Below are 22,106 nucleotides of genomic sequence, written 5' to 3' on the forward strand. Positions count from 1 at the left end.
GAGAGAACAGCGCCTGCACGTTGCAAAGGGGTAGTCCGCCAGCGGTGGCGGGGCCCATGTGAAAGGCAAGAGCATGCAACGCAGAACCCTGATCGCCCTGTGCGCTTCCCTGGCCGCAGTGGCCACCATGCCCCAAGCGGGCGCACAAGGCGCATACCCCAACCGGCCCATTACACTGATCGTGCCCTATGGCGCGGGCGGGGTGACCGATGTGATCGCCCGTGCGCTGGCACAGGGCATGTCCAAGCCGCTGGGTCAAACCATCGTGATCGAGAACAAGCCTGGCGCCGGTGCCTCCATGGGCGTGGTCGACATGAAGAACGCCAAGCCCGACGGCTACCGCCTGACGCTCACGCCGGTGGGCATCTTCCGCCAGCCCCATATACAGAAAGTGAATTTCGACCCTGTGGCCGATGTCAGCTATGTGGCGGCCTTCATGACCTATGACTTCATTCTGGCTGTGCCGGCCAATTCGCCCTTCAAGAGCGTGAAGGATGTGGTGGATGCTGCCAAGCGCGACCCAGGCAGCGTTGACTACGGGACCCCTGGCAAGTTCTCGGCCAACCACGTGACCATGGCGCAGCTGGAGCAAAAGACCGGAGCCAAGTTCACCCATGTGCCGTTCAAGGGAGATGCGGATTCCATCAACTCCCTGCTGGCCGGCCACACCAAGACGGCCGTGTTTGCCAACAGCGTGCAGCCGTACCTGACCAGCGGCAAGATGCGGGCGCTGGCCATTGCCTCCGACAAGCGCACCGAAGCCTTTGCCGATGTGCCCACCTTCCGCGAGCTGGGCTATGCATTTGACGTACCGTCGCCGCTGGGCATTGCAGGTCCCAAAGCTCTGCCCGCCGAGATCACGCAAAAGCTCGAAGCGGCCATCCAGTCCGCCATGCAGGAGCCCGCCTTCAAGCAGGTGGCTGCCAACTACGGCATCCGCCTGGAATACCGCAATGCCCAGGAGTACAGTGCCTTTGCCAAGAAGGCCTTTGCCGAGGAGAAGGACATCGTCAAAGCGATCGGACTGGACTGATGATTCCTGTGGGCTGCTGGGTGGTGCGTTCTGCACTGCCCGGCGGGCGCCGGGTCGGCATCCGCTGTCGGATCGCGAGGCCTTGCAGTGAAGGCCTTCCAAATCCCCAGGACATTGCTTGCTGCTATAGTGTGGCGCACTGCAGCAAGGTCCATGGACTGCTGGCAGCACATTCTGGCCTTCCGCTGGCACCGTACGGCAAGCGCTCCAAGGCCCATCGCATCAGACGATGACTGTACTTTCTGTCCTGCGGCTTCTGATCCGCTGGTCTTCCCGCCCTGAACCTTCCAGGGGCCGGAAAAATTTCTCCCTCGCACCCCAACGCGTTGAGCGGGCTTGCTTTTGAGTCCTTCCTTTTTGTACCGGTGTTCTTGCACCACGTTCTGTTGTTGAACCACTCCTTCTCTCTTTCCCAGGTCGTCGGTAAATACCTTCTGTCTCCTGGTTCGGTGCCCATGCCCGACGGGCACTACACCGCCTCCCTTTCGATTCGCAGCGGCCACGGCACGGCCACCCATGACCGGGTGTTCCGCTTTGTGCCGCAATTCCGCTCCGCCCAAGCTGCCGTGGCCTACGCCATGGAGCAGGGGATGTGTTTGCTGCGCCAGCCTGGTCTGCCGGCCTGAGCGCACAACACCTTCGGGATAGATCCCCCCAGTTTCATTCAGTCAGAGCCCTCATGTCGAAAGAAGATCTCATTGAAATGCACGGACAGGTGATGGAAGTGCTGCCGGACTCACGTTTTCGCGTGACGCTGGACAACGGCCATTCCCTGGTTGCCTACACCGGTGGCAAGATGCGCAAGTTCCGCATCCGCATCCTGGCGGGTGACAAGGTTTCGCTGGAGATGTCGCCCTACGACCTCACCAAGGGCCGCATCACTTTCCGCCATATCGAAACACGCTCCGGCGGCGCTCCTTCGGGACCGCGGCGCCGCTAAGTTCCGGGCGGTGCGTTCCTGTAGGGCGCGCCGCCCACCCTATGTCCATTGCAGCATCTGCTGCACGGTCATTTTTCCCCTGAAAGTTCAACCATGAACAACAAACTCTACGTCGGTAACCTCTCTTACTCCATTCGCGACAACGATCTGGAACAACAATTCGCCCAGTTCGGCAACGTGGCTTCCGCCAAGGTCATGATGGACCGCGACACCGGTCGCTCCAAGGGCTTCGGCTTTGTGGAAATGGCTTCGGAAGCCGAAGCACAAGCTGCCATCGAAGGTCTGCACGAGCAGTCCTGGGACGGTCGCAACATGATCGTCAACGTGGCCCGTCCTCGTGAAGAGCGTCCTGCCGGCTTCGGCGGCGGCGGCTTCCGTGGCAACAACGGCGGCGGCGGTTTCCGCGGCGGCAATGGCGGTGGTTACGGCGGCGGCCGTGGCAACGGCGGCGGCTACGGCTACTGAGCGAAGCGCTGATTGAGCGCCTGCAACACACAGAGAGATCTGGAATACCTGGTACTCCGACCTCTGTGCAGGCGCCAATGGGCCCGCAAAAAAGCTCCCCTGGTGGGAGCTTTTTTCATGGGTGCGTGGCAGGCGGCGCCATCTGAGATGTCGGTCGCAGCGGTGCACAGAAAGTCATTTCAGCGCCGTGCCGAGCCGCGTGTGGCGGCTCGCATGCCCGTGAGCCCGGGCATGGCGGCACGCATGGCATCCAGAAAGCAGCGCAGCCGTGCAGGGTAGAAAGCGGCCTGCGGGTAGACCAGGGAGACGGGCAGTGGCGCGGCCTCCCAGCCCTCTACCAGGTGCTGCAGCCGGCCGGCGCGCAGATCGTCCTGGACCATCCAGGCCGAGGCAATGCCGACCCCCAGACCGGCCAGTGCGGCGCTGCGCAGGGCATACAGGCTGTCGGTGGACAGCCGGGGCTGGATGGCAAAGCGCTGCATGCCGTGCTGGGCATGGGTCAGACACACTTCGCGCTGGTAGAAGGTGTTGAGTGCCATCCACGGCCAGTCTGCCAGGTCCTGTGCGGCAGTGGCTGGCGGGTGCTGGGCGACCAGGGGCGGGGCTGCCACCACGATGCGGGGGACTTCGGCCAGACGCAGGGCGATGGCTGCAGGGTCCAGCACCTGGCCAACCTGGATGGCGCAGTCAATGCCTTCGGCAATAAAGTCGGCCCGGCGGTCATGCAGCAGCCATTCCACCTGCACCTCGGGGTAGCGGCGCAGGTAATCTAGCAGCGGCGCCATGAGCTGGTCCTGGCCAAAGGCGTGGGGCACCAGCACGCGCAACTGGCCGCGCGGTACATCCTGCACGCCACGCAGATCGGCCTCCATGGCCTCCCATTCATGCACCAGCGACTTGGCATGGGCGTAGCAGCGTTCGCCGTCCACGGTCAGCTTCATGCCGTGGGTGGAGCGTTGCAGCAGACGCAGGCCCAGCGTGCGCTCCAGTTGCTGCAGGCGGCGGCTGACGGTGGGTTGGGTGGTGCCCAGCTGCAAGGCTGCGGCCGAGAGGCTACCTGCTTCCACGATACGCACCAGCGTGTGCATCAGCGCAATGCGGTCGCTGCCGGCAGAGAGAGTTGTTTCCATACGTAAAGCGTATAGCAGATCTGCATGCCAGACCACTACACAAGCGCCTGCTGACTCCAGATACTACGCAGCATTCGAAACAAAACCACAGATGGACACCATGTCATCCATTCAATCTACGTATGAAGAGCGTCCTGCCGGCGCTACCGCGGCACCTGCTGCAGCTGTGCCAATCCCTGCACCACAGGCCATTGGCGCGCCGTTGCTGCTGTTGCTGGCCGCGGCCGCTGGCGTCAGCGTGGCGTCGCTGTACTACAGCCAGCCCATGCTGGGCCTGCTGGGGGCCGATATGCAGGCGTCCGCGAGCACTGCCGGCTGGGTGCCCACGCTGACGCAGCTGGGCTATGCGCTGGGCATTCTGCTGCTGGCCCCGCTGGGGGACCGATATGACCGCCGCCGCATCATTCTGGTCAAGGCCGTGGCCCTGGTAGGGGTGCTGCTGGCCAGCGGACTGGCGCCCGGCATGGGCAGCCTGCTGGCAGCCAGCCTGGGCGTTGGCCTGGCCGCCACGATGGCGCAGGATGTGGTGCCTGCTGCAGCCACACTGGCCCCTGCCGCCCAGCGTGGCCGCATGGTGGGCACGGTGATGACCGGGCTGCTGCTGGGCATCTTGCTGTCCCGTGTGGTCAGCGGCCTGGTGGCCCAGCTCTGGGGCTGGCGCAATATGTACCTGCTGGCGGCATCGGCCATCGCCGTGCTGGTTGTGGCGGTGTGGCGCGGCCTGCCGCACTTTGCGCCCACCACCCAGCTGGGCTGGCTGGCGCTGATGCGTTCCATGTGGGAACTGTGGCGCCAGCATGCTGCCTTGCGCCGCGCGGCCCTGGCACAAGGCCTGCTGGCGGTGGGGTTCAGCGCCTTCTGGTCCACGCTGGCGGTGATGCTGCACAGCCAGTTCCAGCTGGGTGCCGCCGCTGCCGGTGCGCTGGGACTGGCCGGCGCGGCGGGCGCCCTGGCCGCGCCACTGGCCGGGCGCATGGCCGACCGCCGTGGCCCCGAACTGGTGACGCGCGCAGGCGCTGCACTGGCAGCGGCAGCCTTCGCCAGCATGGCCACCGCGCCCTGGCTGGGCGCGCAGGGCCAATTGCTGCTGATCGTGGCGGCGGCCGTGGTGTTTGACTTTGGTGTGCAGGCCGTGCTGGTGGCCCACCAGACGATTGTCTATGGCATTGCGCCCGAGGCGCGCAGCCGCCTGAATGCGCTGCTGTTTACCGGCATGTTCGTGGGCATGGCCAGTGGTGCAGCCCTGGGCAGCTGGGTGCTGGACCATGCGGGTTGGCTGGGCGTGGTGGCGCTGGCCACGGTGTCTGCCCTGGCCGCCCTGGCGGTGCGCTGCTGGCCCCATGCCCGTTGAGTGCTGGGGAAACCCTCGGCATGCGCCGTGAGGCCGCCCCGGGCGCATGGCGTGTGCCTTGTTCTCACGGGGCAGTGTGCGACCCTGCACCAAGGGTGCTATCGGTCTCAGGCCGGGCGGGGTAAGGTGCGCAGCACCTCGGCCAGCCGGCGCACGCCGGCTTCGAGCTCCATGGGGCTGTGGGCTGCAAAGCCCATCAGCACGCCCTGGTGGCGCGGTGTGCCGCTGTAGAGCGCAGACAGTCCTGCCAGGGTGATGCCGGCACGCGCTGCGGCAGCCACCAGCTGCGCTTCCGGCAGCCCGCCGCGCAGGTGGCAGGCCATTTGCATGCCACCTGCGGGCACCTGGGGCTCCAGCCAGTCGGCCAGATGCGTGCGCAGCAACCGGGCCAGCACATCGCGCCGGTGGGCGTAAACGGTGCGCATGGTGCGGATGTGGGCACCCAGGTGACCGCCTTCGATGAAGCGCGCCAAGGTCAGCTGGGCCAGGGGAGCGCTGTGCCCGTCCTGCAAGGAGCGGGCCACGGTCATGGGGGCCACCAGCGCGGGCGGCAGCACCATATAGCCCAGGCGCAGGCCTGGAAACAGCGATTTGCTGAATGTGCCGATATAGAGCGTGCGCCCGTGGGCATCCAGCCCCTGCACACAGGCCGTGGGCTTGCCCGCGTAGTGGAATTCACTGTCGTAATCGTCCTCGAGGATCCAGGTCTGGTGTTCCCGGGCCCAGGCGATGGCGGCCAGCCGCCGCTCCAGCGACAGCGTGGCACCGGTGGGGTACTGGTGCGACGGGGTCAGAAACATGGCCTGGGCGGAGGGTGCGGCAGCAAGGTGCTGCATCTGCATCCCATCGGCATCCAGCGGGACGGGTTGGCAGACCAAGCCGGCAGCATCAAAGGCCCTGCGTGCACCGTGGTAGACCGGGTCTTCGATCAGGATGCGGTCACCCGGGTCCAGCAGTACCTGAGCGCACAGGCCCAGCGCCTGCTGTGAGCTGGTGAGGACCAGCACCTGTTCGGGTGTGGCGCGGGCTCCGCGCTCCAGATTCACATAGTCGGCAATGGCCTGCCGCAGGGGCAGCATGCCCTGCGCCGGGCTGTGCTGCAGGGCGCGGTGGCCGTACTCCTTGAGCACCTGGCGCTGCAGCCGTTCCCAGGCTGGCAATGGAAAGTTGCGGGTCTCGGGCACGCCGGGCACAAAGGCATGGGGCGCCGGAAAGTCGCTGACGCCACCGGCGGCCAGCATGGCCTGGCCGCGCCGGCTCAGCTGTGGTGCTGTGGCGGTGGGGGGCACTGCGGGGCGGACAGGCAGGCTCCGCGCCTGCTGGGACACCCGGCTACCGCTGCCCACGCGCCGGGTAATGAAACCTTCGGCGTGCAGCTGGCTGTAGGCCGTTTCCACCGTATCGCGCGAAACCGCCAGCGATTGCGCCAGCGCGCGGGAGGCCGGCAGGGGGCGCCCTGCTGCCAGCTGGCCATCGAGGATCAACTGTCGCAGGCCGCGCTGCAGGCGGGCGTGCAAGGGCAGGGCCTGGTGGACCGGATCGGCCATCCAGGCTTTGACTGATTCAAGCAAGGCGTGTTTGAACAATTGGTCTGGCTATTTGTGAAAAAGTGGTTGGAATCATCATGCCATTGGGATTTTATAAACGGCGCATGCCCAGGCCACCGTCCAGCCCGGTTCCAGCTGCCGCACAGGCCAGGGCGCATTCGATCTGTTGGAAAGTTGTTCAGGCATGCCCCATACCCCGGCTCCCGTTTCTGTGTCCACGCGGCTGCGTCTGCGCGATGTGTTCCACCCTGCCGTGGCGGGGCTGGTATCGGTCATCGTCAACTACGGCGGTACCTTCATTCTGGTGTTTCAGGCGGCCCGGGTGGCCGGGCTGGATGCCGCGCACACGGCTTCCTGGGTGTGGTCGCTCTCCATTGGCGTGGGTCTGACGGGCCTGCTGCTGAGCTGGATGACACGTGCCCCCATCATCACGGCCTGGTCTACGCCGGCGGCGGCGTTTTTGGTGACGGCATTGGCCAGCACGCCCTATGCCGAAGCCGTGGGCGCTTACCTCGTATCGGCTGCGGCCTTTGTGGTGCTGGGGCTGTCGGGGGGCTTTGAGCGTGTCATCCGGCTGATTCCTCCGGGTGTGGCCACGGGGCTGCTGGCGGGGATTCTGCTGCCCTTCGGCATGCGGGCCTTTGGCGGCATGGCGGTGGAGGCGACACTGGCGCTGCTGCTGATCGTGGCCTATGTGGTGCTCAAGCGCATTGCCGCGCGCTATGCAGTGGTGGGCATTCTGCTGCTGGGGCTGGCGTTCCTGGTGCTGCAACAACGCGTGGACCTGGCGGGGCTGTCGCTGCAGTTGGCGGCACCGGTGTATACCGCACCGGCCTGGTCGCTGGACAGCCTGCTGAGCGTGGCCCTGCCATTGTTTCTGATCACCCTGACGGGGCAGTACATGCCGGGCATGCTGGTGTTGCGCAACGATGGCTTTGCCACCAGTGCCAACCCGATCGTGACTGTGACCGGTCTGGGCTCTTTGCTGATGGCTCCGTTTGGTGCGCATGCCTTCAATCTGGCGGCCATCACGGCAGCCATTGCCACGGGGCGCGAAGCCCATGAAGACCCGTCCAAGCGGTGGATTGCGGGAGTGACCGCAGGCCTGGCTTACTGTCTGGTGGGGGTGTTCGGGGTAACGCTGGCTGCCGTCTTCATGGCCCTGCCGGCTGCGTTCACCACCACGCTGGCGGGACTGGCCCTGCTGGGCACCCTGGGCGGCAGTCTGGCGGCCGCCCTGGCCGATGCCCGTACCCGCGAGGCGGCGCTGATCACCTTTCTGGCTGCAGCGGCCAACATCCAGTGGCTGGGCGTTGGCGGCGCGTTCTGGGGCCTGGTGATCGGTCTGCTGGCCCATGCCGTGCTGCATGGCCGCATGCCCTGGCGCCCGGGGAGTGCTGCACCGCTGGCAGCGACCTCCTCTGTCACCAAGGCCTGAACCTATGTCGGCTCCAAATTTCTTTCCCCCTGCGACCCGCACCGGCCATGACCAGCATGGTCGCTATCCCCAGGCCCTGACTCTGGCGGACTTTCAACACAATCTGGCTGCGGTCCAGGCCCGCATGGCGGCGGCCTGCCAACGCGCTGGGCGGGATGCGGCCAGCGTGCGGCTACTGCCGGTGAGCAAGACCAAACCCGAAGCCAGCCTGCGCCTGGCCCATGCGGCGGGTTGCCGGATGCTTGGCGAAAACAAGGTGCAGGAGGCCTGGGGCAAATGGGAGTCTTTGCAGGACCTGACCGATCTGCGCTGGTCGGTCATCGGCCATCTGCAAACCAACAAGGCCAAGCTGGTGGCGCGCTTTGCCAGCGAATTCCAGGCCCTGGACAGCCTGCGCCTGGCCGAGGCCCTGGACCGCCGCCTGCAGGTAGAAGGGCGCGCGCTGGATGTCTTTGTCCAGGTCAATACCTCGGGCGAGGCCAGCAAATACGGGCTGGCACCCGAGGCGGTGCCAGCGTTTCTGCGCGCCTTGCCCGCCATGTCTGCGCTGCGGGTGCGCGGCCTGATGACGCTGGCGCTGTTCTCCCGTGACAGCGCGCGGGTTCGCCAGTGTTTTGTGTGCCTGCGCGGGCTGCAGGACCAGTTGCGGCACAGTGCACCGGCGGGCATGTACCTGGACGAGCTGTCCATGGGGATGTCAGGTGACTTTGAAATAGCGATCGAGGAGGGCGCTACCGTGGTGCGCGTGGGCCAAGCCATTTTCGGTGCCCGGGCGGTGCCGGACCAGCACTATTGGCCTGGACTTGCCGGTCCGGTGGAGGTGGAGGGGGGGGCAGGGCAGCCGCTTCACCCGAACTGAATGCCCTGGGCCAGAGGCAGCTCGCGCGAGTAGTTGATGGTGTTGGTGGTGCGGCGCATGTACTGTTTCCAGGCGTCGGAGCCGCTTTCGCGGTCGCCACCGGTTTCCTTCTCGCCGCCAAAGGCGCCACCAATCTCGGCCCCGCTGGGGCCGATGTTGACGTTGGCAATGCCGCAGTCCGAGCCGGCGGCCCCGAGAAACGTCTCCACCTCACGCAGATCGTTGGAGAAGATGCAGGAGGACAGGCCCTGGGGCACGCCGTTGTTCCAGTCGATGGCCTGCTCCAGCGTGTCGTAGGTCAGCACATAGAGCAGGGGCGCAAAGGTCTCGTGCTGCACGATGGGGGTTTGCGCCGGCATGTCCACCATGGCCGGGGCCACGTAATATCCGTGGGGGAACTGCTCTGCCAGCACGCGCTGGCCGCCGGTCAGCACGGTTCCGCCTTGGGTCTGTGCCTGGGCAAGGGAATGCTGCATCGCATCCCAAGCGGCACGGTCGATCAGCGGGCCCACCAGTGTGCCGGCCTGTAGCGGGTCGCCGATGCGCAGGCTGACATAGGCTTTCAGCAGCTTTTCCAGCAGCGCGGCCTTGGCACTGCGGTGCACGATCAGTCGGCGCAGCGAGGTGCAGCGCTGGCCTGCCGTGCCCACGGCGCTGAAGACGATGGCACGCACCGCCAGATCCAGATCGGCCGCGGGTGTGACCACCATGGCATTGTTGCCCCCCAGCTCCAGAATGCGCTTGCCAAAGCGGGCTGCCACCTTGGGGCCCACGGCGCGGCCCATGCGGCTCGAACCCGTGGCGGACACCAGGGCGATCTGCGGGCTGTCCACCAGGGCCTCGGCCACATCGCTGTGGCCGAACACGATCTGCGCCAGACCCGGCGGAGCACGGTCACCAAAACGGGCGATCGCCTGCTCCAGGGCCTTGAAGGTGGCCAAGCCCGACAACGGGGCTTTCTCCGAGGGCTTGAAGACCACCGGATCACCACAGACCAGTGCCAGTGCCGCATTCCAGGCAAATACTGCGCTGGGAAAATTGAAGGCGGTGATCACGGCCACCGGCCCCAGCGGGTGGTACTGTTCCATCATGCGGTGGCCGGGGCGTTCGGACACGATGGTCTTGCCATGCAGCTGGCGGGACAGGCCGACGGCAAACTCGCAGATGTCCACGCCTTCCTGTACTTCCCCCAGGCCTTCCTGCAGGATCTTGCCCACCTCGCGCGAGACCACCTGACCGATATCGGCCTTGCTGCGGCGCAGCTCCTCGCCCCATAGCCGCACCAGCTCGCCGCGCACTGGGGCGGGCACCAGGCGCCATTGCTGAAAGGCCTGGGCCGCGCGATCGATCACGGCCGGCATGGCTGCCACGGGCAGTGCGGCCAACTGGGCCAGCGTTGCGCCGTCGATTGGGGAGCGCACGGTGATGTCATCGCCCTGGTGGGCGGCCAGATCGATGCCGCAGTGCGACAGTACGGTGGAAAAGTCGGTGGCAGAAAGCGTGGTCATGGGTGTTCCGTGGAAGAGGGGTGGGTGGGCATGTGTGGTGGCACGGGTTTCAGCCCGTGGTAGAAGGTCCAGGCCGCTGCGAGATAGACCAGGGGGTAGGTCAGCGCGTAGGCCGCCAGTTCCAGGTAGGCGGGCAGGCTGTCTGCTGCAAAAAGCAAGGTGTGTACCAGTGCCGCCAGCAATGCGACCGTGTATGCCAGCAGCGCCAGATAGGCTGCGGCCGTGGCCGCCAGCAGCATGGCGCGCCGTCGTACCGGGACCTGCAGGGCACCGGCACGCAACTGCCGGGGGATGTGCAGCAGGCGGTAGACCGCCAGCATGAGCAGAAATGGCAGGGCGATGGCGGGCAGAACAAACATGGCAGCGGGCAGAAAGAGGCAGACCCCGGCAGGGTGATCAGGCGACGGTGTTGCCGGGCGGCGCGGAAGCGGGCAGCAGGGCTTCAACGTAGCGCCCCACACGGGTGTTGCGCAAGGCGGAAAGCGTGCATTGCTCCTGTCGCACAAAGCCTTGTTGCGGCAGCAGGCCCTGGGCACACAATTCCACTGCAGCCAGCGCGCCAGCGGCTGTGGTCAGTTCGATGGCGGTGCGCTGCTGCCCGCGCAGCGGTGCGCCGTAGAGCCGGGTGTTGTGCGTGAGCTGTTCCAGCCGACCGCTGCGCATGCCCGTGGCCGTGGCGGCCATCACCACCATGTCGTCGCGGCTGTGGGGGACAGCACCATCCAGCACCTGGCGCAGCAGATCGCGCCGCTCGATCAGGCGCAGACCGTGCAGCAGCAGGTGCATGGCGTCGCGGTGGCCCGGGTGGCGAATGGTCTTGTAATTCAGATTGCGCACGCGGCCGGCCAGTGTTTCGCACAGCGTGCCCAGGCCGCCAGAGGTGTTGAAGGCCTCGAACACCTGCCCGTCGAGGCTGAGGTTTTCCAGGCCTTCCAGGGGTTGCAGATTGGCGAGCTGGCCGCCCACGATGGCGTCACAGGGGTTGCAGTATTCGTTGATGACGCCGTCCACGCTCCAGGTGAAGTGGTAGCGCAGCGCATTCAGGGCGTGCAGCGTGATCGCGCCCACGCGCAGTTGCAGGTCATAGAGCTCGTCAAACTGCCCGGCCAGATGGCCACCCAGCATGCCGATCAGCCCCGGTGCCAGCCCGCACTGCGGCATCAGCACTGCCCGTGCCTGGGGTGCCAATGCGCGGATGGTGCGGGTGGCCGCCACATCCTCGGTCAGATCAAAGTAGTGCACGCCCCGCTGCGCTGCAGCCGTGGCCACGCGTGCTGCGCAGAAAAATGGCAGGGCATTGATCACCAGAGGGTGCTGGTTCAGCACCGAAGCGAGCGCCGCATCATCCTGCACATCCAGCTGCAGAGGATGCAGCTGAGGATCACCATGGGTCGAGGGGGGATGCATATCGGCCAGCGTGACCTGCGTGCCATACAACTCCACCAGCATGTCGGCGAGGGTGGCGCCGATCTTGCCGGCACCGAGGATCAACACCTTGTCCAGAGCAAACTGCATAGCAACTCCTTGTCCAAGCCACCCACCATCCCGGCGGTGGGGTGACGGCGCGCATGCCGTGCGTGTCAGCCCAATGTAGCGAGGGCCACGAAAAATGCAGACAGGGTCGTGGGGATAAATTTTCTAATGGGGTGTGAGAGCCGCTAATTGAATGAATTTGAATGGATGCTTGAAAGGGAACGCCAGAGAACAGGTGCCGCCGCACCGGTGCACAACGAAAAATGCCACCCAATGCAGATTGGGTGGCATCGGCAGGCAAGCAAAGCCGACGGCTACGCCATCATTTCTTTTGCAGCATCTTGATCACGCTGGAGAAGTCCTCCCCTCCATGCCCCGCAATGCTGTGTGCGGCGTAAATGGCGCGGGCCATGCCGCCCAGTGGGGTGCTGGATTTGGTAGTGATGGCGTTTTCCTGGGCCAGCCCCAGGTCCTTCAGCATCAGATCCGTGCCAAAGCCGCCTGCATAGCCTTTGCTGGCGGGCGCGTTTTCGTGCACGCCGGGAAAGGGGTTGTATTTCTCCAGTGCCCAGTTGCCGCCGGAGCTGCGGCGCATGATTTCGCTCAGGACCTTGGGGTCCAGGCCATTGGCTACGCCCAGGGCAATGGCTTCGCTGGTGCCCACCATCAGAATGCCCAGCAGCATGTTGTTGCAGATCTTGGCAGTCTGGCCCGCACCCACGGCTCCGGCGTGGAAGATGTTGGCGCCCATTTTTTCCAGCAGGGGGCGGGCGCGGTCCAGCTGGGCGTCGCTGCCGCCGACCATGAAGGTCAGGGTGCCGGCAATGGCACCGCCAGTGCCGCCGGAGACCGGGGCGTCGATGAAGTCAATGCCCGCTGCTTCAGCGGCCTTGGCCACTTTCTGGCTGGTGGCAGCGGCTATGGTTGAACTGTCGATCACCAGCGCGCCCTTGGCGATGTGCTGCAGCAGGCCGGGGGCGTTGCCGTTGCCCAGGAACAGCGCTTCCACATGCTGGCTGGCGGGCAACATGGTGACGATGGCCTCTGCGCCCTGCACGGCGTCCTGCGCGCTGGTGGCGACATGGCCGCCGGCCGCCACCACCTTGGCGATGGCGTCCTGGCTCAGGTCAAAGGCTTTGACACTGTGGCCGGCCTTGACCAGGTTGATGGCCATGGGGGCGCCCATATTGCCGAGGCCGATGAATGCGATTTGCATGGTGCTGTCTCCTTGGGTGTGTAGGTATGGAAAAGGTTGGCGGTCGGTTCAGTGGTGGCTCACGTGCGGTGGCGTGCTGCCGCCTGAGGGGGTGGGAGTGCGGGATGGAATGCTTTCGCCATCTGGGGTCAGTCCGCGGCGATGGCCGCGCCCTTGTCGGCCAACAGCGCGCGCAGGATGCTGCGGTGGCAGCGGGTTTCGTCGTCGCAATAGCAGCCAATGGCAAAGCTGGCCTGTTGCGACAGCGCGGCGAGCAGTTGCAGTGTGCGGTCAGCGCCGGCCTCGGCCATTTCCTTGCGGAAGGCTTTGTTGAACTGCTGCCAAGCCTTGAGATCACCACTCTTTTGCGCGGCCTGGCCCAGGGCCATGGTGTCGGCGCTGGGGGACAGCTCGGGGTACCAGCAGTCGTAGTAGTCGCGGCTGGCAAATTCCGCCTTGGGCACGCCCCGTGGCGGGCGTCGCACGGTACCAATGCGCAGACCTTCGCCCGGGGTGCGGGGGGTGCCGAGTTGGACGATGCGAAGGGGCATGGCGGGGTTCCTGGGGCTTGGCGGGTGAAAGTCTGGGATCGGCTGAACGCGGTGGGCGGGATGGCGGCGGCTTACATGTCGTCGTCATCAAACACCGAATGCTTGCGCGGCGTCACCGTTTTTCGGCTGCCGGTTATTGCAGGTGTTTTGGGCTGCTCAATCGCTTCTGGTGCTCTGGAGGTGCTCTTTTTTATAGAGCGCTTGCGTGCTGCGGCACCGCTTGTCTCTGCGGTGTTCCCCGCAGCGGTTTTCGGTTTGGCCTTCTTGGGGGTGGCCTTGGCCAGCGGGTTGAAGGCCAGGGCCGCGTCAATCCAGTGCTGCCACTGGGCGCGCGTGGCGTAGGCGGCGGGGCCCACCAGAAAATAGCCATCCATCAGCCCGCGGCTCGACAGTGGCCGCACACCCGGTGTCTCTGCGACTTCGGCGTGGGTTATGGGGGGCAGGCGCACCAGCAGCTCGTCATGCTCCACGCCCAGGCACATCTTGCCGTCCACCATGAACACATGGCAGCCGAACATGCGCTTTTCCTCCACATCGCTGCCTTGCTCGGCCAGGGCCTCGCGCACGGCGTCAATCAGTTGCAGCGTATCGTCGGACAGGGGGCGGGCGGGCATGGTAGGGGGGAACGGCTTCTACGGTATGGAAAGTGCGCAGGCGCAAGCTACAGAAGGCTGCAGCGCAGCGCTTCAGCGGATGGCCTCGCAGGCATCGCCATCCAGCATGCGCCGGGCAATGATCACACGCATGATTTCGTTCGTGCCTTCCAGGATCTGGTGTACGCGGGCATCGCGCATCAAGCGCTCCAGCGGGTATTCGCGGATATAACCGTAACCGCCGTGCAGTTGCAGCGCTTCGTTGCAGACCATGAAGCCGGCGTCCGTGGCAAAGCGCTTGGCCATGGCGCAGTAGGTCGATGCGTCGCGCGCGCCGGCATCCAGCTTGGATGCGGCCAGTCGCACCATTTGCCGTGCGGCGACCAGTTCGGTCGCCATGTCGGCCAGCTTGAACTGCAGGGCCTGAAAGCTGGCAATGGGTTTGCCGAACTGCTTGCGCTCCTGCATATAGGCTTGTGCCTGGGTGAGGGCGCCTTGGGCGGCTCCGACCGAGCAGGTGGCGATATTGATGCGGCCGCCATCCAGCCCCTTCATCGCGATCTTGAAACCTTCGCCCTCGCGGCCCAGCAGGTTCTGGGCAGGAATGCGCACATTGTCGAAGCTGATCACGCGGGTGGGCTGGCTGTTCCAGCCCATTTTTTCTTCCTTCTTGCCGTAGCTCACGCCGTCGGCATGGGCGGGGACGACAAAGGCGGAGATGCCAGAGGCGCCGGAGCTTGCGTCACCGGTGCGGGCCATCAGGACCAGCACGTCGGTGGCGCCGGCGCCGCTGATGAAGGCCTTGCTGCCATTGATGATGTATTCGTTGCCCACCAGCTCGGCCCGGGTCTTGAGCGAGGCGGCATCAGAACCGGCCCCGGGTTCTGTCAGGCAGTAGCTGGCCAGTTTGTGTCCGCTGGTAAGCGCCTCGCCCCATTCGCTGCGCACGGCATCGGTGGCCCAGGTGCCTAGCATCCAGGTGGCCATGTTGTGGATGGTGATGAAGGCGGTGGTGGAGGGGTCCACGGCAGCCAGCTCTTCGAACACCAGCGTGGCATCCAGCCGGGGCAGGGCCAGGCCGCCGGCATTTTCGGGCGCATACAGACCGCAGAAACCCAGCTCGCCTGCCTTGGCAATGGCTTCGCGCGGGAAGGTGGCTTCGCGGTCCCACTCGGCCGCATGGGGGGCCAGTTCGCTTTGGGCGAAGGCTCGGGCGGTGTCGGCAAAGGCGCGTTGGTCTTCGGTGAGTTCAAAGTCCATGGCGGGTGTCTCCGTTTCGTTGTTGTTCTGGGGGCGTGGCCAACGGATCAAAAGTCCGTGGGTCGCAGTTGGTCGCGCTGCCTGGATCCGTTCATTGCGGCGGCCTTTCGCCATGGTGCAGCCAGTGTTTCAGCGCGGTATGGCGTGCTTCGGTGGCAGCCGTCAGGCAGCGGTGGTAGCGCGCCGGCCAGTCGGCCCGGTCTTCGTCGGCCGCATGGCGGGCCTTGCAGTCGCGCGTGCGCTGCCGGCTCCAGGCGGCTTGGTCCTGGCGCAGGGCAGGGCGTTCATGGGCGGAGAGGGCGCGCATCACGTCGGCATAAAGGATGTTCTGGGCCGTGTCCACTTCCTGAAAGTGCTGCACGGCGCAGGCGTTCAGGCTGGCAACGGCGGTGGATTGCGGGTCGCAGGCCGCACCGGCCTGGGCCCGTGCAGTGCCAGGGCACAGCGCAGAAACGGTCAGCAGGCTGGCGGCACACAGGCTGGCGAAGGACTGCAGCGGCTGGCCCGTGCTGGGAAATGCAGGCAGAGACATGTCTGCATCATCCCAGATTCCATGTGGCCAGCCGGACTTGCATGCCCGGCCCATGGACTGCAGTTGCTATCGTTTCTGCTGCTGCCGGCTTACTTCAGGCTGATGGTGGTGTTCACCCCGTGGCTGGTCGTGCTGTCGTCGAACCAGCGTGCGGTCACGGTCTTGGTCTGGGTGTAGAACATCACCACCTGCTTGCCATAGGGGCCCAGGTCGCCCAGCTTGGAGGCGCGGCTGCCGGTGAACGAGAACAGTGGCACGGGCACGGGGATGGGCACGTTGATGCCGACCTGGCCCACGTCGATTTCCTCCTGGAACTTGCGCGCAGCGGCGCCGCTCTGGGTGAAGATGGCCGTTCCGTTGCCATTGGGGTTGGCGTTGATGAAAGCGATGGCTTCATCGATGTCCGCCGCTTCGGCAATGCACAGCACGGGGCCAAAGATTTCCTGGTCATACACGCTCATGCCGGGCTTGACGCCGCTGAAGACGGTCGGGCCAACGAAGTTGCCTTTTTCATAGCCCTTGACACTGGGCTTGCGACCGTCCAGCTCTAGCTTCGCGCCATCGGCAATGCCGCGCTCGATCAGGCCTTCGACGCGCGACAGGGCGGCGCAGCTGACCACCGGGCCCACATCGGTGCCGGCTTCGGTGCCGCCCGAGACCTTGAGCGTCTTGGCCTTTTCCACCAGTTCGGGGATCCATTTCTGGGCGTCACCGACCAGCACCACCACCGACAGCGCCATGCAGCGCTGGCCTGCGGCACCGAAAGCGGCACCGGCCAGGGCGTTGAGCGACTGCTCCTTGTTGGCATCGGGCATGACGATGGCGTGGTTCTTGGCGCCCATCATGCATTGCACGCGCTTGCCGTTCAGGCTGGCGCGGTTGTAGACATGGGTGCCCACCTTGGTGGAACCCACGAAACTGATGGCCTTGATGTCGGGGTGGTCGCAGATGGCGTTCACCGCGTCTTCACCGCCGTGGATCACGTTCAGCACGCCAGGGGGAACGCCGGCTTCCAGCGCCAGTTCGCACAGGCGCATGGTGACCATGGGGTCTTGCTCGGAAGGCTTGAGCACAAAGGTGTTGCCGGTGGCAATGGCCATGGGGAACATCCACAGCGGAATCATGGCCGGGAAGTTGAACGGCGTGATGCCGGCGCACACGCCCAGTGGCTGGTTCAGTGTGTAGGTGTCGACGCCATTGGCCACGTTGTTGGCCAGTTCGCCCAGTTGCAGATTGCCGATGTTGGCGGCGTGCTCCACCACTTCCAGGCCACGGAAGACATCGCCTTCCGCATCCGGCAGGGTCTTGCCCTGTTCGGCGGTCAGGATGGCCGCCAGTTCCTTCATGTTTTCGCGGATCAGTTGCTGCAGCTTCAGGAAGATGCGGGCACGCGTGCCGATGGGGGTCTTCTTCCAGGTCTTGAACGCTTCCTTGGCATTGCTCACCGCCAGGTTGATTTCCTCGGGTGTGGCGAAGGGCACCCGGGCCAGCACTTCCTGGGTGGCGGGGTTGACCACATTGCGCCACTGCGTGGTCTTGGATTCGACCAACTGGCCGTTGATCAGTAGCTTGACGGTGGGGGCCAGCACGGCGGACTTGTCAGGGGCGTTCATGGGTGTCTCCTGGAATGGGTGTGAAGCCGAAGCCTGCCGTCCATGTCGGACAAGCCCCGAGGTGGATCCCATGTTAGATGTGCAAAATACTGCAAACAAGTGCTATTCATGCACTTAGGGTTTGCGTTTTTGCACAGGCTTTTCGAGAGAGATATCCGCTGTATGGCGCACAGGTCATGGCAGTGTGAGTTGATGCCTTAGGAGGGGACATGGATTGGGAGCAACTGCGCCACTTTGGCGCCTTGGCCCGGGCGGGCACGCTGGCGGGCGCGGCCCGCAGCCTGGGGGTGGAGCACACCACGGTGGCGCGGCGCGTGCAGGCCCTGGAAAAAGCGCTGGGCAAAAGCCTGTTTGCCCGGGGGGCAGACGGTCACCAGCTGACCGAAGCCGGCCGGCAGCTGTTGCCGGCCATCGAAGCCATGACCCAGGCGGCCCGCCAACTGGAGCATGCGGCCGAACTGGCCGTGGATGATGCGGAGGCACCCAGCGGCCTGGTGCGTGTGGGCACCACCGAGGGCCTGGGCACGCAACTGCTGGCGCCAGCCCTGGCCAGGCTCACGCTGCAGTGGCCGCAGCTGTCGGTGGATTTGCTGGCGCTGCCACGCCTGCTGCACCTGTCGCGGCGCGAGGCAGACATCGTGATTTCCCTGGAGCGGCCCAAGCGCGGGACGGTGGTGGTCAGCAAGCTGGCGGACTACCGCCTGTACCTGTATGGCGAGCGTGAGTACCTGGCCCGCCGCCCGCTGGTGGCCCAGCGCGAGGATCTGCGCCACCACCGCTTCATCCATTACGTGGACGACCTGCTATTTTCCAAAGAGCTGCAGTTGCTGGACCAGCTGTACCGGCCGGAGCGCTTTGCCTTTCGCTCCACCAGCATCACCGCACAGTACGAGGCGGTACGGGCTGGCGCCGGGTTGGCGGTGCTGCCCGCGTTTCTGGCGGACCGGGACCCGACCCTGAGCCGTGTGCTGCCGCAGCAAGCCTGCTTTACCCGCACCTTCTGGATGAGCATGCCGGAAGAGCTCAAAGGCCTGCCGCGCATCCAGACGGTGTGGCGTTTCTTGAAGGAGGCGGTGCAGCAGAAGCAGACCTGGCTGGGCTGAGGGTGGTCCGTTGGGGTGTTTTTCACCCGGGTGACCGCCCATCCGCACAACACCTAGGTTGATTCAGGTCATTTCTGTTTCAAAGTGTTGACGTTTTAGATAGAAAAGTCATCAATTCCGCCGTTCAACAACATAGAAAGGCACTATGCTTTTAAGTGGTCCACAGTTTTAGCCGCCTATCGTCTTATTCGTCTGTGTGATCTTCTCCTCCCCCTTCATGGCAGTTGCTCCTTCTTCGCGCACGTGGGTATCGGTCTGGCTGTTGCCAGGGGCTGTGCTATGCGGTGGTGGCTTGCTGAGCCTGGTGCTGGCGTGGATGCTGCAGCGCACGGTGCAGACCATGGCGCACGAGCGTGCGGTACACCGCATCGATACCCTGGTGCAGGGGCTGGAACACAGCGTCAACTCGTACGGCGAAATCGTCAAAGGCCTGCAGGCGCGCTTTTCGGTCAAGCCGTATCTGAGCCGTCAGGAGTTCGACGCCACCATGGTGGAGATGGATGTGCCGCGCCGTTACCCCGGCCTGCGCGCACTGACCTTCACCCGCATCCTGGCCCCGACCGAACTGGCCCACTTTGAAGCCAGCCTGCGCGCCGATGGCCAGGTGGCGCGCCAGGATCTGCGCATCCGCTTTGCGGCCGACCGCTCGGAGTACGCCGTGGTCGACTATGTCTGGCCGCTGCGTGGCAACGCTGCGTTGGCCGGACTTGATGTGTATCTGCAGCCCGAAAGCCTCTCGAGCCTGTTGCAGTCGCGTGCCACGGGCAAGGTGTCCATGACAGCGCCGTTCACTCTGTTGCAGGACGACAAGGATCCCACCGGGGTGCTGATCCGTGCACCGGTGTTTGTCACGCCTGCAGGCCAGGGTGAGCCGGTGTTCCAGGGGGCTGTCAACATCAGTCTGCAGACGCGCGAGCTGCTGCTGCATGCGCTGGACGCGGTGCAGCTCGATGGCGTGGCGGTAACGGTGGAGGACCTGGGGCGTGCCGATCAGCAGCCTGGCGGGGAAAACCTGCGCCGCACCATTTACCGTACACCCAATTGGGAGGTCTCCAACGCCACGCTGGCCCCGGTGTTGCGTGACATTGCCCTGCACGACCGTATCTGGCGGGTGCAGTTGCTGCCGCGCAGTGCGTTGCTGTCCCAGGTGGAGAGTGCCCACCCGTGGCTGATGGGGGCCGGCGGCCTGGGCGCGAGTGCCCTGCTGGCGCTGCTGGTGGCCTTGCTGGCCCGCCAGCGCCAACAGGCCCGCCAGGAGGTGGAACACACCCAGTCGGCATTGCAGGAGAGCATGGACCGCTTTCACGATCTGTTCCACCACTGCGGCATGGGGGTGAGCAAGGTGTGCTCGGAAACCGGGCGCCTGCTGCAGGTGAACCAGCGCTACTGCGAGATTCTGGGTTTCAGCGAAAAAGAGCTGCTGCGCACCAATGTGCTGGAGCTGAGTGCGCCTGAGGATGTGGACGACACGCGCCGGCTGCTGAGCGAGCTGCGCCAGGGCCTGATCTCCAACTATCTGCAGTCCAAGCGCATGCGCCGCAGCGATGGACAGCTGATCTGGGTGGAGGTGGCGGCTTCTCCGTTGTTGGATGGCCAGCAGGAGCTGCTGGGTCAGCATATTTCGGTGGTGCAGGACGTGTCCGAGCGCCGCCAGCTGCAGGCCGCACTGGAGCAGCGCGAGGCGCGGCTCAGCGCCATGCTGCAGGCGCTGCCAGTAGGCATGCTGATGGTGGATGCGCAGCAGCGCATTCTCTCCATCAACGACCGTTTCACCGCGCTGACCGGCTATGGACAGCAGGACTTGCAGACATTGGATGACTGGTGGAAGGTGATCCAACCCGATGCATCGCAGCGCCAGACCAGCCGGGCCTGGGTGGAGTCTGCCCGGCGCGAGGCCATGGTGCAGGGGGTGATGCCCTGCTGCGAGCTGGCCGTGCATTGCAAGGACGGCAAGATCCGGGCCCTGGAGCTGTCTGGCAGCCCGGTGCAGAGCGATTTTGTCTTTACGCTGATGGACCTGAGCCAGCGCAAGCAGGCCGAAGAGAAGATCCGCAACTTGGCGTTGTTCGACATGCTGACCCAGCTGCCCAACCGCCGCCAGTTGCTGGAGCGGGTGCATGACGCGCTCCAGCACTGTCCGCGCCAGAACTCTGCTGGGGCCTTGCTGCTGCTGGACATCGACAATTTCAAGACCCTGAATGAAACCCAGGGCCATGACCAGGGCGATGCGCTGCTGCTGCAGGTGGCGCAGCGCCTGTCGCACTGTCTGGCCCAGGGCCCGCATACGGGTTACACCCTGGCCCGCCAGGGCGGGGACGAATTTGCCGTGGTGCTGGAGAATCTGCCGGCCGATCCGCTGCAGGCCGCCCAGCAGACCGAAAAACTGGGGCGCCGCATGATGGAAGCGCTGCGCGAGCCTTTCATCCTGGGTACTGCGCCTTGCCACGTCACTGTCAGCATGGGGGCCACCACGTTCCATGGCACGGGCGAGACGGTGGAAGAGTTGCTCAAGCGGGCAGACCTGGCGATGTACGAGGCCAAAAGTGCCGGACGCAACGCGCTGCACTTCTTCGACCCCAGCATGCAGTCCGCGATCCGCGCCCGTGCGGAGATGGAAGCCGATCTGCGCAACGCGATCGAGCAAAGCCAGTTCGATCTGTATTACCAGCCCCAGGTGATGCACGAGCAGGTGGTGGGTGCTGAGGCACTGCTGCGCTGGCGGCACCCGGTCAAGGGTTTCATCTCGCCTGCACTGTTCATTCCGCTGGCCGAGGACAACGGCATGGTGCTGCAGCTGGGCCGCTGGGTGCTGCACACGGCCTGCCGCCAGCTGGCGCAGTGGGCGCAGCGCCCGGGCCTGGCGGAGTTGGCGCTGTCGGTCAATGTCAGCCCGCTGCAGTTCCAGCAGCCGCAGTTTGTGCAGGATGTGGAGCAGGCACTGGCCTCGCACGGCGTGCGCCCTGACCGCCTGAAGCTGGAGCTGACCGAAGGCATGCTCCTGTCCGATGTGGAGGACACCATCCGCAAGATGGAGCAACTGCGCGGCCTGGGCGTGGCCTTCTCGCTGGACGACTTTGGTACCGGCTATTCCTCGCTGTCGTATCTGAAGCGTTTGCCGCTGGAGCAGCTCAAGATCGACCAGAGCTTTGTGCGGGAAGTGCTGACCAATGCCAACGACCAGGCGATTGCCAAGACCATCGTCGCCCTGGCCAGTTCGCTGGGGCTGCGGGTGATTGCGGAAGGCGTGGAAACCGCAGCACAGCGCGATTTTCTGGATGCCAACGGCTGCCATGCCTGGCAGGGCTATCTGTTCAGCCCGGCCGTGCCGGTGGCGCAGTTCGAAGCCTGGGTGGCCCAGTTCAGCGAGGTGGGGCACAGCGCCATCGCCTGAGTGGCGTGTTGGCAAAGGGGACGGTGACTCGTGGTTGACGTCCTGCTACTGGCTGCGTCCGGGCCTGCGCTGCACCGCCAGGCTGCGCAGCGGTTGTGTGATCACCTGCATGTGCTCCTAGGGA

General features: G+C 65.2%; 20 protein-coding genes. 9 read left to right on the forward strand and 11 right to left on the reverse strand.

The window, feature by feature from the left end:
• Positions 1-73: 73 nt before the first annotated feature.
• The 4 genes from CT3_RS09875 (at position 74) to CT3_RS09890 (ending at position 2,438) form a co-directional block, all read left to right on the forward strand.
• Positions 74-1,033 carry a Bug family tripartite tricarboxylate transporter substrate binding protein gene (locus tag CT3_RS09875; RefSeq protein WP_066535967.1) on the forward strand — a complete coding sequence of 320 codons (960 nt, stop codon included), beginning with the start codon at positions 74-76 and terminating at the stop codon, positions 1,031-1,033.
• A 455-nt stretch (positions 1,034-1,488) separates the two neighbouring features.
• Positions 1,489-1,659 carry a hypothetical protein gene (locus CT3_RS09880; RefSeq protein WP_227657880.1) on the forward strand — a complete coding sequence of 57 codons (171 nt, stop codon included), beginning with the start codon at positions 1,489-1,491 and terminating at the stop codon, positions 1,657-1,659.
• Between the two features lie 53 nt (positions 1,660-1,712).
• Positions 1,713-1,973, forward strand: coding sequence for a translation initiation factor IF-1 (gene infA / locus CT3_RS09885; protein ID WP_066534340.1), 261 nt, complete (start codon positions 1,713-1,715; stop codon positions 1,971-1,973).
• Positions 1,974-2,066: 93 nt separating this feature from the next.
• Positions 2,067-2,438, forward strand: coding sequence for an RNA-binding regulator (locus CT3_RS09890; RefSeq protein WP_066534338.1), 372 nt, complete (start codon positions 2,067-2,069; stop codon positions 2,436-2,438).
• A gap of 179 nt (positions 2,439-2,617) precedes the next feature.
• Here CT3_RS09890 and CT3_RS09895 read toward each other — a convergent pair whose 3' ends face one another.
• Positions 2,618-3,568, reverse strand: coding sequence for a LysR family transcriptional regulator (locus CT3_RS09895; RefSeq protein WP_066534336.1), 951 nt, complete (start codon positions 3,566-3,568; stop codon positions 2,618-2,620).
• 100 nt (positions 3,569-3,668) lie between these two features.
• Between CT3_RS09895 and CT3_RS09900 the strand changes: the two genes are divergently transcribed.
• On the forward strand, positions 3,669-4,919 hold the full coding sequence (locus CT3_RS09900; protein WP_066535957.1) for an MFS transporter: 1,251 nt from the start codon (positions 3,669-3,671) through the stop codon (positions 4,917-4,919).
• Between the two features lie 107 nt (positions 4,920-5,026).
• On the opposite strand, the gene pdxR is transcribed toward CT3_RS09900, so the two are convergent.
• Positions 5,027-6,505, reverse strand: a complete 1,479-nt coding sequence (pdxR, locus tag CT3_RS09905) for a MocR-like pyridoxine biosynthesis transcription factor PdxR (RefSeq protein ID WP_066534332.1) — start codon at positions 6,503-6,505, stop codon at positions 5,027-5,029.
• A gap of 145 nt (positions 6,506-6,650) precedes the next feature.
• On the opposite strand from pdxR, the gene CT3_RS09910 reads away from it, so the two are divergent.
• Positions 6,651-7,904, forward strand: a complete 1,254-nt coding sequence (locus tag CT3_RS09910) for a benzoate/H(+) symporter BenE family transporter (RefSeq protein ID WP_066534331.1) — start codon at positions 6,651-6,653, stop codon at positions 7,902-7,904.
• Positions 7,905-7,908: 4 nt separating this feature from the next.
• Complete coding sequence (locus tag CT3_RS09915) at positions 7,909-8,763, forward strand: YggS family pyridoxal phosphate-dependent enzyme (RefSeq protein ID WP_066534330.1); 855 nt, start codon at positions 7,909-7,911, stop codon at positions 8,761-8,763.
• On the opposite strand, the gene amaB is transcribed toward CT3_RS09915, so the two are convergent.
• From amaB to CT3_RS09960, 9 genes are all read right to left on the reverse strand, one after another.
• Entirely contained in the window at positions 8,751-10,271 is a 1,521-nt protein-coding gene (gene amaB, locus CT3_RS09920) for an L-piperidine-6-carboxylate dehydrogenase (protein ID WP_066534328.1), read from the reverse strand. The two genes, CT3_RS09915 and amaB, sit on opposite strands and share 13 nt — an antisense overlap.
• Positions 10,268-10,630 carry a hypothetical protein gene (locus CT3_RS09925; RefSeq protein WP_066534326.1) on the reverse strand — a complete coding sequence of 121 codons (363 nt, stop codon included), beginning with the start codon at positions 10,628-10,630 and terminating at the stop codon, positions 10,268-10,270. Before CT3_RS09925 ends, amaB begins: the two co-directional genes overlap by 4 nt.
• Before the next feature lie 37 nt (positions 10,631-10,667).
• Positions 10,668-11,786 carry a saccharopine dehydrogenase family protein gene (locus tag CT3_RS09930; protein WP_066534323.1) on the reverse strand — a complete coding sequence of 373 codons (1,119 nt, stop codon included), beginning with the start codon at positions 11,784-11,786 and terminating at the stop codon, positions 10,668-10,670.
• Positions 11,787-12,066: 280 nt separating this feature from the next.
• A complete protein-coding gene (mmsB, locus tag CT3_RS09935) occupies positions 12,067-12,960 on the reverse strand; it encodes a 3-hydroxyisobutyrate dehydrogenase (RefSeq protein ID WP_066534322.1) in 894 nt (297 codons plus the stop codon).
• A 128-nt stretch (positions 12,961-13,088) separates the two neighbouring features.
• Entirely contained in the window at positions 13,089-13,490 is a 402-nt protein-coding gene (locus CT3_RS09940) for a DUF488 domain-containing protein (RefSeq protein ID WP_066534320.1), read from the reverse strand.
• Positions 13,491-13,561: 71 nt separating this feature from the next.
• Complete coding sequence (locus CT3_RS09945) at positions 13,562-14,104, reverse strand: TfoX/Sxy family protein (RefSeq protein WP_066534319.1); 543 nt, start codon at positions 14,102-14,104, stop codon at positions 13,562-13,564.
• 72 nt (positions 14,105-14,176) lie between these two features.
• On the reverse strand, positions 14,177-15,343 hold the full coding sequence (locus tag CT3_RS09950) for an acyl-CoA dehydrogenase family protein (RefSeq protein ID WP_066535954.1): 1,167 nt from the start codon (positions 15,341-15,343) through the stop codon (positions 14,177-14,179).
• Between the two features lie 91 nt (positions 15,344-15,434).
• Positions 15,435-15,875 (reverse strand): lysozyme inhibitor LprI family protein, encoded by a 441-nt coding sequence (locus tag CT3_RS09955; RefSeq protein ID WP_066534317.1) that lies wholly within the window; start codon positions 15,873-15,875, stop codon positions 15,435-15,437.
• An 89-nt stretch (positions 15,876-15,964) separates the two neighbouring features.
• Positions 15,965-17,488 carry a CoA-acylating methylmalonate-semialdehyde dehydrogenase gene (locus CT3_RS09960; protein ID WP_066534316.1) on the reverse strand — a complete coding sequence of 508 codons (1,524 nt, stop codon included), beginning with the start codon at positions 17,486-17,488 and terminating at the stop codon, positions 15,965-15,967.
• A 209-nt stretch (positions 17,489-17,697) separates the two neighbouring features.
• Between CT3_RS09960 and CT3_RS09965 the strand changes: the two genes are divergently transcribed.
• Both CT3_RS09965 and CT3_RS09970 read left to right on the forward strand, forming a co-directional pair.
• Positions 17,698-18,591 carry a LysR family transcriptional regulator gene (locus tag CT3_RS09965; protein WP_066534315.1) on the forward strand — a complete coding sequence of 298 codons (894 nt, stop codon included), beginning with the start codon at positions 17,698-17,700 and terminating at the stop codon, positions 18,589-18,591.
• A gap of 217 nt (positions 18,592-18,808) precedes the next feature.
• The gene (locus CT3_RS09970) at positions 18,809-21,982 is read left to right on the forward strand and encodes a bifunctional diguanylate cyclase/phosphodiesterase (protein WP_127446203.1); all 3,174 of its coding nucleotides are present in this window, start codon (positions 18,809-18,811) and stop codon (positions 21,980-21,982) included.
• The last annotated feature ends 124 nt before the right edge of the window (positions 21,983-22,106 follow it).

Source organism: Comamonas terrigena NBRC 13299 (assembly GCF_006740045.1).
Taxonomy (GTDB): domain Bacteria; phylum Pseudomonadota; class Gammaproteobacteria; order Burkholderiales; family Burkholderiaceae_C; genus Comamonas; species Comamonas terrigena.